Source organism: Algoriphagus sp. (genome assembly GCF_024642405.1).
Lineage (GTDB): Bacteria > Bacteroidota > Bacteroidia > Cytophagales > Cyclobacteriaceae > Algoriphagus.
Window position 1 is genome coordinate 4,729 of the sequence record NZ_JAHEBC010000112.1, and the last position, 7,030, is coordinate 11,758.

Annotated in this window: 5 protein-coding genes and 1 pseudogene; 1 reads left to right on the forward strand and 5 read right to left on the reverse strand. The window is 36.9% G+C overall.

The features are described from left to right. From Q0L68_RS10315 to Q0L68_RS10335, 5 genes and pseudogenes are all read right to left on the reverse strand, one after another. Positions 1–459, reverse strand: a pseudogene (locus tag Q0L68_RS10315) (T9SS C-terminal target domain-containing protein); the annotation flags it as partial. Positions 460–463: 4 nt separating this feature from the next. After that, positions 464–1,225 (reverse strand): PASTA domain-containing protein, encoded by a 762-nt coding sequence (locus tag Q0L68_RS10320; protein WP_296702584.1) that lies wholly within the window; start codon positions 1,223–1,225, stop codon positions 464–466. A gap of 125 nt (positions 1,226–1,350) precedes the next feature. Next, positions 1,351–4,428 carry a M43 family zinc metalloprotease gene (locus tag Q0L68_RS10325; protein ID WP_296702586.1) on the reverse strand — a complete coding sequence of 1,026 codons (3,078 nt, stop codon included), beginning with the start codon at positions 4,426–4,428 and terminating at the stop codon, positions 1,351–1,353. A gap of 14 nt (positions 4,429–4,442) precedes the next feature. Continuing rightward, complete coding sequence (locus Q0L68_RS10330; protein ID WP_296702588.1) at positions 4,443–4,691, reverse strand: NifU family protein; 249 nt, start codon at positions 4,689–4,691, stop codon at positions 4,443–4,445. Positions 4,692–4,695: 4 nt separating this feature from the next. After that, a complete protein-coding gene (locus Q0L68_RS10335; RefSeq protein ID WP_296702590.1) occupies positions 4,696–5,790 on the reverse strand; it encodes an Mrp/NBP35 family ATP-binding protein in 1,095 nt (364 codons plus the stop codon). A gap of 162 nt (positions 5,791–5,952) precedes the next feature. On the opposite strand from Q0L68_RS10335, the gene dnaG reads away from it, so the two are divergent. Further along, on the forward strand, positions 5,953–7,030 hold a 1,078-nt coding region (gene dnaG, locus Q0L68_RS10340), incomplete at its 3' end, for a DNA primase (protein ID WP_296702592.1).

The window sequence follows — 7,030 nt, forward strand, 5'->3', positions numbered from 1 at the left end:
CTGATCATTACTATCTGGGAATTCTGCTTTTCCTCCCGCCTGCCAGAAGAAGCTTATATATAAGGAGTTAGATGATTGATCTGAGAGGTCAAAGCTTTTAGAAGTCAATAAATCCGTTACCCCAATATCTCTTTGAGATAAAGAATATGGCTTTCCATTAGAATCCACCCCGTTGAATAAAACTTGTCCTATCGATGGAGGATCAATTCCAATCGTTTCGGTATATGAAACACCTTGCAAATCCCAAATAATACTATCTATTCCTCTAGAAAAATCATCCCAAAAAGGAACAGTATTTCCATCTTGAACTCGAAGTATATTTTTATTTACATCAGGATATTTTGGTGATTTTACACGGTGAATCGGTGAAAACTCCACGATTTGAGCAAAAGATTCTGATACTAAACTAATAGTAAGAATGAAAAAGAACGCTCTGATTATGTGGAGGCTTTTGCCCATTCAATTAAAAATTTTCTTTAGAAATCCATATTTCTATTAACTCACCAGTTTTAACCTGTGTTCCGGCTTCTGGGTTTTGCATGAATATTTTTCCAGGAGGAACGGTATCATTTTCTATAAAGTTTTTATTCCCTACTCTAAGCCCCGAACCTAAAATCAAAAATTCCGCATCTATTTCATCCATTCCTGATAAGCTTGGAACTTCAAGGATTTGATTTCCCATGCCATCTCCTACCACCAAATCAATTCTAGCCCCTTTTGGGATTTCAAAGCCTTCAGGTACTTCTACGCCTCTATATTTTTGTTCCAAAACTACATTGATACCTATGTCGGGAACATAGACGATGTCTCCTCTTTCCAGTCCCATATTTGATAAAATCTCTTGAACATTTTTCAGAGGGGTATTTACCAAATTAGGCATTTTGAGCATTGGTGCATTTCTGGCATTTAAAGTCAAATAAATTTTTCGGCCAGTTTTTACTTGTGAATTTGCAGCAGGAAATTGTTTCAGGACAGCTAATGGCTTTAAATCAGTACTAAAGCCAGAGTCAACTGAGACTTCGTATTCTAAACTTGCATTTTCCAGTATACTTTTTCCTTCATCATAGGTATATCCATTTAGATCAGGTACCGAAACTGTTTCTCCGTGGTTTGTATACATTGGCAAATAGAGTTTTAGGAATAAAAAGCCCAATAAAACCGAGAGACCTATTACAATGAAGAAATTGATTAATACTTTCTTTATGGAATATTTGAATGAACTCATTTTAGATATTTACGACAGCTAAAGATACATGGGAATTTCAAACCCTACAACGAAGGTATTCCTTAAAACCAGCTATTTCCTTGACAAAAAATAAGCCGAAGAATCAACTTCGGCCTAAAAACAAGTTAATTTATTATTAAACGTCTGGTTTCTTGGACTGTATTGCTTGTAATTTTTATAATGAATACCCCTTTTGAGAATAATTGAGTGCTAAATGAATAGGTTTGGTTTAAGGTACTAGGATAATCTAGATCCTGAACTACCATTCCAGCACTCGAAATAATTTGAATATTGACATCTTCAAATTGAGCCAAATTGAAGGCAATATTAAATATATCTCTGGCCGGATTTGGGTAAAGAATTGACATTCCCTCTGCCGGAATTACAGGGTTTGGGTTTGCACTTAAGAATAGTTCAATGTTATCTAAATAAATTGGACTATCTGCTTCTGTTCCACCAGAAACCACAAAAGAAAGCCTTATATCTTCTGCCCCAGATCCTGCAAAGTCTGAAAGGTTTATATATTTCCGTGCAAAATCATTGATGCTATTTGGATTAGCTTCTCCTACTGAAACCGTAGATAATTCAGAACCTGATATTTCCGAAACCACAAAATAGTTTTCTCCACCATCTGGGCTTGCTAAAACACTCAAAGTAGTTTCAGGTCCAACCGAACCTGCTGCCAGATCAAAGAAGACACTAGCTTGACTTCTCTTGCTTAAATCAAAAATTGAAGTTCCAAGCCAATAACTATTTCCTTCCACTTGATTTTGAAGTCTTGCGACATTATTTGGTCCCTCACCAGTAGTTACCGGAATGATTTCCCAGGCTATAAAATCAGACTCAGTATTTATAGTTTGGTTTATAGGAGTAATACTACTAGAATTATTAAAGTTTTGTCTCCATGGAGATGGGATGAAATTGGTGTCCTCTATGACGTACCTTTTGATTGAATTACCATTTATTCCATTTTGGTCAAAATTCGGTCTGCTAACTTCCAATTCCAATTCGTTTTTGCCAATAATGGTTGTTTTCGAACCGGAAAGCGTGAAACTTTCTCCTGGCTGAACTGCGGATCCAACTGCCAAGAAGGTTTGAGTATTAGAACTATTCGTTGATCTTGAGAATAAAAATTTAGAAACTGGAAGGTTTCCAGTATTTGTCAAGAGATAAATTTCATTGTCATGAGTTCCATTTCCAATTGGGGATGGAGTCAATAAATCTTCAATAGTTAGTTCATAGGTAAACTCTTCATTGGGTAATATTCTAATATTACGGATATAAACATTATTTCCGTATCCATTTTGATTGATGAATGCGAATCGTATCGCTCCAAGATCTTTAAATACACTTAAATTGACTATTTCAGTCCTAAACTGAGAGGAAGTATTTGGTATAAACTCATCCAATGTATCATCATCAGTTTCAAGACTTTGTCCGAATTTTCTGTAAGTAGCATTAGCTAGGTCAAAATTGTTTCCGCAATCCTGAGATACTGCTACAATTAATTGATCTTCAAATCCTGCCTGAGCATAATTCGCATACGCTAATTCAAATACAATTTGAGCATTTGGATATTCTGCCAGGTTAATTATTGGGGAAATGAAAAAATCCAATTCACCAGGAGCTTCATATTCATAGTTTGAAATAGAAACTACGGGTTGGCTAACCCCTGAAATAGTAACTGTCTTATTTTCCCATGTGAATTGTTCATCTGGATTTTCCACTGTAAATAACCCAGGGAAGTTATTTAAGTCTAGTGTAAAAGGTAAAGAGATTTCTTCTTGAAGCTTTGGATTAGACGACTTGGAATTATTGCCAGAATTCATATCAGTCTGGTCATTGGCTTCCGTGATTTTGAATTCCACAGTGGTCCCTGTGCTGATTAAATCAAATTCATTAAACGTTAATGTTGTTGTTTCTCCTGTAGCTATATTGAAAGTAAATCTCTTGTTTTCTACAAGAGTGCCATTGATAATCAATTCCACTCTTCCAGAAGTCAATCTATTATTTCCAGCATTTAAAACTTCTAATACGGGTAAAATAGTGGGAGAACATGCAAATTCTGTAGGGGTAATAATTTTGGAAATAGCTAAATCGAGATCCAATAATTCTGGTTCTTTTGTTGCGCGATTATTTACAAGAGTTACTCTCCTTGGACTATTCTCCAAAACAACATTAAACCTATCAACTTGACCTTGGGTGAAAATATTCATACAGGCGTCAGGTGTGTAGTCCATGTAATTTTGAATCATATCATTTGACCCACAGCTTTGACGCGTAAAATTTGGACTGCAACTATTGTTAGAAGCATCTTGTAATGGAGTATCCTCTACAAAATCATCAACACCGCAACCACCATCACCCCATATGTGCCTTAAACCAAAAAAGTGGCCTACTTCATGCGTTGCGGTTCTACCCAATGAGGCAGAAACTGCGCTTCCACCAACCCCAAAAAACCGATAGTCAATGGTGACACCATCTGTAATACTTGAGCTAGGTGGAGAATTAAGACCAGGTAAATCAGAAATTGGAAAAGAAGCGTATCCTATGAAGGGGTTAATCAATGGGACTACATATAAATTCAAATATTCATTGGGATCCCATTGGGTAAGTTGACCGATTAACGTAGCATCGGTATCGGGGTTATAATTATTTTTTGGACCTTGAATTCTTACTATTCCGTCTGTTGGTAAACCATTTGGGTCTTGCTTTGCCAGGACAAATTCTATGTTAGAATCTGCTGCTACCGGCAAAAATTCATCTGGAGTATTGACTGCGTCAGCATTTAGCCTTCGGAAATCTTCATTAAGAATTCTAATTTGTTCTATAATCTGACTTTCTGGAACATTTGGTCCTATCCCCACATTCTGACCATTATGAATAATATGAACAACTATTGGGATCAAACGAACATCCTCATTTGTTTTTGCAAGAATTTGAGGTCTTGATTTACGGGCCTCTATTTTTTCATCAACCCAATTTTCAAAGTATTGCTTAGAACCAAAATACCCAAGTTCTTTTTCTTGTTTTGCTTCTAAAATTGTATGCGCACATTTACCGTCATGCGAATGATTACTTGTTCCTAATTGGCCAGTAACATCAATAACTTTAAATTGTTGACTAAATATTGGCGTAAAAGCGAAAATTCCTCCAATCAGGAATAAAGTGGCTTTTAGATAAAACCGTAAACCTTGTTTCATTCAGTGCTATTAAATTAGGCTACAGTCAGATTTATTGCTTCTACTCTGGTTATTTCTGGAATTGCTCTTTTTATTGCATCCTCCACCCCGGCTTTCAAAGTCATGGAGGACATCGGGCATGTTCCGCAAGAACCCATCATTTCAATTCTTAAAACCATCTCGTCAGTAAGCTCAACTATCCTTACATTTCCCCCATCTGCCTCTAAGTAGGGACGGATTGTGTCTAATGCGAATTCTATTTTACTCTTCAATTCTGATTCCATTTTATTACGCTTTTATTTCTACTACCTCAGTTTTTGAATCCGAGGCATTTCGAATGGCTATTTGTCTGGCAACTGTTTCTGCAAGTTTCATGTAAGCTTCTTTCGTTAATCCGTTTTTCATTACTGCAGGATATCCAGTGTCACCGCTCTCTCTTATACTTTGTACAATTGGAATTTCCCCTAGAAGGGATACTTCATATTTTTCTGCTAATCTCTTACCACCTTCCTTACCAAACAAATAGTATTTATTATTTGGCAATTCTTCCGGTGTAAAATAAGCCATATTTTCAACAACACCTAGAATGGGAACGTTAATTTGAGGCTGTCTAAACATGGATAATCCTTTACTGGCATCTGCCAACGCTACTTTTTGTGGTGTAGTTACAATTACAGCACCGGTAACAGGAATTGTTTGTACCATTGTTAAATGAATATCTGAAGTTCCAGGGGGAAGATCTATCAATAAATAGTCCAACTCTCCCCAATCTACATCCGAAATAAATTGTCTCAATGCCGAACTTGCCATGGGGCCTCTCCAAACTACAGCACTATCTGTAGGGGTAAGAAATCCAATTGACATCAGTTTAACGCCATATTGAACAATTGGAATGATAATATTTTTATCTCCTACCTTCTTTACAGACGGCTGTTCGCCTTCTACATTAAACATAGTTGGAACGGATGGGCCGGAAATATCGGCATCAATCAATCCGACTTTTGCTCCCAAATCTGCCAAAGCAACGGCCAGATTCACAGCAGTAGTTGATTTTCCCACACCACCTTTACCTGAAGCTATTGCAATTATGTTTTTAACCTGAGGAAGAACTGGAGTGGCATCTCTTACAGTCGTCACTTGGGATGTCATATTTATGTCCCATTTTACTGTGTGTCCAAAATCTTCTTCCAAGGCTTCAAGGCAGTTGTTTTTAATTACTTCTTTGAGAGGGCAGGCTGGAGTGGTTAATACCACATTGAAACTAACTTTTCTCCCTTCAATGTTGATTTTTTGGATCATTCCCAAAGTCACTAAGTCCTTTTTTAAATCAGGGTCTTGTACTCGGGAAAGTGTTTTTTTGATCGCTTCCTCTGTTAATTGCATCGGATGATTATTGATTTTTTTTGCAATTTAGGGCATCTCTAGCGCTTAGAAAAGTCGGAAGAGATACTTAGTGCTCGGATAACTTAGGTATTTGGTAAATAGTTCGGTCAATACCACACCTTTTCATAAATTGAAGGATACCTTTGTTCGTTATTTCAACTCATGGGAATCAGTAAACATACAACAGAAAAAGTAAAAGAAAGAGCAGATATCGTTGAGGTAGTAGGAGACTATGTGCCTTTAAAAAAGAAAGGCCAAAATATGTGGGCCTGCTGTCCTTTTCACAATGAAAAAAGTCCTTCTTTTTCAATTTCTCCTGCAAAGCAAATCTATAAATGCTTTGGATGTGGAAAAGCAGGAGATCCAATCCAATTTGTAATGGATATTGAGGGGATTGGATTTATGGAAGCTATTCGTCATTTGGCTGGAAAGTATGGAATCGAGATCGAAGAAGACCAAGATAGGACTCCAGAGCAGGATCAAGCACAAAATGAAAGAGAAAGTCTTTATATAGCATTAGGTTTTGCTAGAGATTTTTTTGTGAAAAACCTTCAAACAGAGGAGGGGAAATCAATTGGTTTAAGCTATTTCAAAGAGAGAGGTTTCACACCTTCAATTATCGAAAAGTTTGATCTTGGATTTGCTTTGGATGGTTGGGACCATTTGCTGAAGGCAGCAAAAACTGCAGGCTTCCAAGAAGAAATTTTATTAAAAGCCGGGCTGATACTTCAAAAAGAAGGAGATGCTAGTCGGGTATATGATAGGTTTCGAGGAAGAGTTACTTTTACCATTCATAATGTCGGTGGAAAGCCAATTGGTTTTGGAGCTAGAATTCTCACAAAGGACAAGAATCAACCCAAATATATAAACTCGCCTGAAACAGCTGTTTATCATAAAAGCGATGTGCTTTATGGAATGTTTCAAGCAAAGAAAGCAATTCGAGAAAAAGATAATTGCTACTTGGTAGAAGGGTATACCGATGTGGTTTCTTTGCATCTTTCTGGAATAGAAAATGTAGTTGCCTCTTCAGGGACTTCTTTGACAGAAGGTCAAATTAAATTAATCAAGAGGTTTACAGATCAGGTAACTGTCTTGTATGATGGTGATTCTGCAGGTATAAAAGCTTCATTAAGAGGGATTGATTTGCTTTTAGAGGGTGGATTGAATGTAAAGGCTGTTGTTTTTCCGGATGGAGAGGATCCCGATAGTTATTCAAGAAAGGTAGGCAGTCAGGCTTTTC

Excerpts from the sequence above, each read along its gene's own strand:
- Q0L68_RS10335 (WP_296702590.1), bottom strand. The coding sequence starts at position 5,790 with ATGCAATTAACAGAGGAAGCGATCAAAAAAACACTTTCCCGAGTACAA.
- Q0L68_RS10320 (WP_296702584.1), bottom strand. The coding sequence starts at position 1,225 with ATGAGTTCATTCAAATATTCCATAAAGAAAGTATTAATCAATTTCTTC.
- Q0L68_RS10325 (WP_296702586.1), bottom strand. The coding sequence starts at position 4,428 with ATGAAACAAGGTTTACGGTTTTATCTAAAAGCCACTTTATTCCTGATT.
- Q0L68_RS10330 (WP_296702588.1), bottom strand. The coding sequence starts at position 4,691 with ATGGAATCAGAATTGAAGAGTAAAATAGAATTCGCATTAGACACAATC.